At 66.7% G+C, this 2,060-nt stretch carries 2 protein-coding genes; both read right to left on the minus strand.

Annotation, left to right across the window (positions count from 1 at the left end; translation table 11 throughout):
- A partial coding sequence (locus QWZ14_RS14480; protein ID WP_290317418.1) for a DotA/TraY family protein occupies nt 1-722 on the minus strand: 722 nt, incomplete at its 3' end.
- A 53-nt stretch (nt 723-775) separates the two neighbouring features.
- On the minus strand, nt 776-2,060 hold a 1,285-nt coding region (locus tag QWZ14_RS14485; protein WP_290317419.1), incomplete at its 5' end, for a hypothetical protein.

Genomic DNA, 2,060 nt, shown 5'->3' on the forward strand with positions numbered 1-2,060 from the left:
CGTACCGTCACCGTGCCGCAGAAGGGTGTTCCGGTGGCATTGCCTGCCGCGAGGGCGTAGGCCCAGGTCACCGCGCCAGCCTCACCCGGCCTACCGGTGATGATCGGCTGCGGAAGCGGCATCATCCGTTCGTTGTTAGTCACCGCCACCACCAGGGCGCGGCAGAGCTCATTCTGCAGCAAGCCCGAGACGATCAGCCGGGTGCCGGGAATAACCGGCGTGGCGATGGGCACGGCATCCGGCCCCAAGGCCTTGACAGTATCGGCATAGACCAATCGGGCCGCGCCGATGCTGCTCATCGCTACCTGGGAAATGACGACCTGGCCGAACGACACGCCCGTTGTTGGCGATGGGAACATGAAAGCCAAGGCGATTGGCATCCGCACCGCAGACATCCAGTGCCAGTGCTCATGCAGTGCCGTACCCTGCGATGCGGTTCGGATCAGATTGATCAGTACCCCGTAGATCGCCCAGACGCCGGCGAGCATGAACACGAGGCCAGAGAGCCACCCGACCATCAACCCGATGACGGTGCGCTGATTGGCCATCTCAGTGCCGCCCTGGACCATCGACGGTAGGACGCTGCGCAGGACCGTCGCGGCCCAATCATCCCCGGGATCGCTGAGCGCACCCCAGGTCAGGTCAGAAAACGGCGCCGCCGCGGCCAGACTTGGCGCGGCGGCGATAGCAATAAGCAGGAACGCGAGAGGAAATCGCTGCATGACGGCCTCGCCAGTTGTCCTGGCGAGGGTGCTATGCAGCGGCGCGAATGGACTTACGGAGAGGGGCTGGGCGAGGAAGTAGCGGAAGCCGTCGCCTGCGCCGTAGAGACCGCGCCGCTTACCAGGGCGCGGACCTTACCGACGGCCGCGACCAATACCTCTGCCGCCTTGGCAGCAAGCTCCTGCAGTGCAGACTTTCCTTCCTCGCGGCCAGGGATGCGGGCCGCGTCCTCGCCAAGCGAGGCATCGATCCGCTCAAGTGCAGAGGCCTTGGAAGGATCGATGCCGCGACGTCCGAACTCCTGCATCTGCGCCTGCCGCGCCGCGCCGTAGCGGTCGAGTGCCTTGACCGCCTGGTCGTAGGACCGGGCAAAGCCGGGCGTGCGCAGCGCCGCGTCGAATTCGGTCCGCAAACCGGCATGGGCGCCGCCTTGGCGCATCTCCTTGATGACGCTTTCCAGGCCGCCGGCTTCGTTAGCCGCAGACGTCTGGATCCGGTCCAGCAGGACCCGACCTGGCCCCGCTACGAAGCCCTCGACCGCGGTCATTGCCGCTCGGCCGGTGCTCTCCGCATCGGATACCACGCTGGCCGTCCGGCGATCGGCAATGCCGGTTTCCATCCGCTCCAGCCGCTCAGTCAGGCCAGAGGTAATCCGCTCCCATGGCGGATGCCCGTCAGATGGGGCCGGTTTGACCCTGGACAGCAAATGGTTGGCCAGGGATTTGCGAGCTCCGGATGGCTGGCCGGGTGCTTCTTGCGCCGGTGGCTTCACGGCTGCCGGCTTGGACCCGGCATCCTGCTTGCCCTCGGCATCGGCCCTGACCTCAGGCTGCACACCAGGCCCAGGCGAAGCGGCGACGGTGCTGCCGCTCTCGACCTTGGATGATGGCTTGTCCACGGCAGGGGCCGGGGTGGTGACGACTGGCGCGACGGCCGTCGCATCCGGGGTGGGTTTGCCGCCCATGACCCGCATCTGGGTCGCCAATGTTTGCAGCTGGTCCGCAACCTCAGCGCTATGCTGGTCAGGGGCCTTGGCGACGTTGCACACGACGCGTCGCACCTGGCGGATCAGGTCAAGCGACGTCATCGCCGCGGTTTCCCGCAGCATGGCCTGGGCCTGGGGATTCTGCAGACCGGGATAGCTGACCATCCGCTCCTCGATCTCCCGGCGCAAATCAGCCGGCAACTCAATCCGAGTGCCGGTGGCCCGCTCGTAATCGGCAATCGCCCAAGCAATGCGCGTGCGCAGGCCCCCGTGACGCAAGGAATCCGGGTCGGCGACCCGGGCCTCGAGGGAGGCGACGGTTTTGGCCAAGTCGGGCGCTGTCGTCAGCCGG

Source organism: Paeniroseomonas aquatica (assembly GCF_030409335.1).
GTDB classification, from domain to species: Bacteria; Pseudomonadota; Alphaproteobacteria; order Acetobacterales; family Acetobacteraceae; genus Belnapia; species Belnapia aquatica.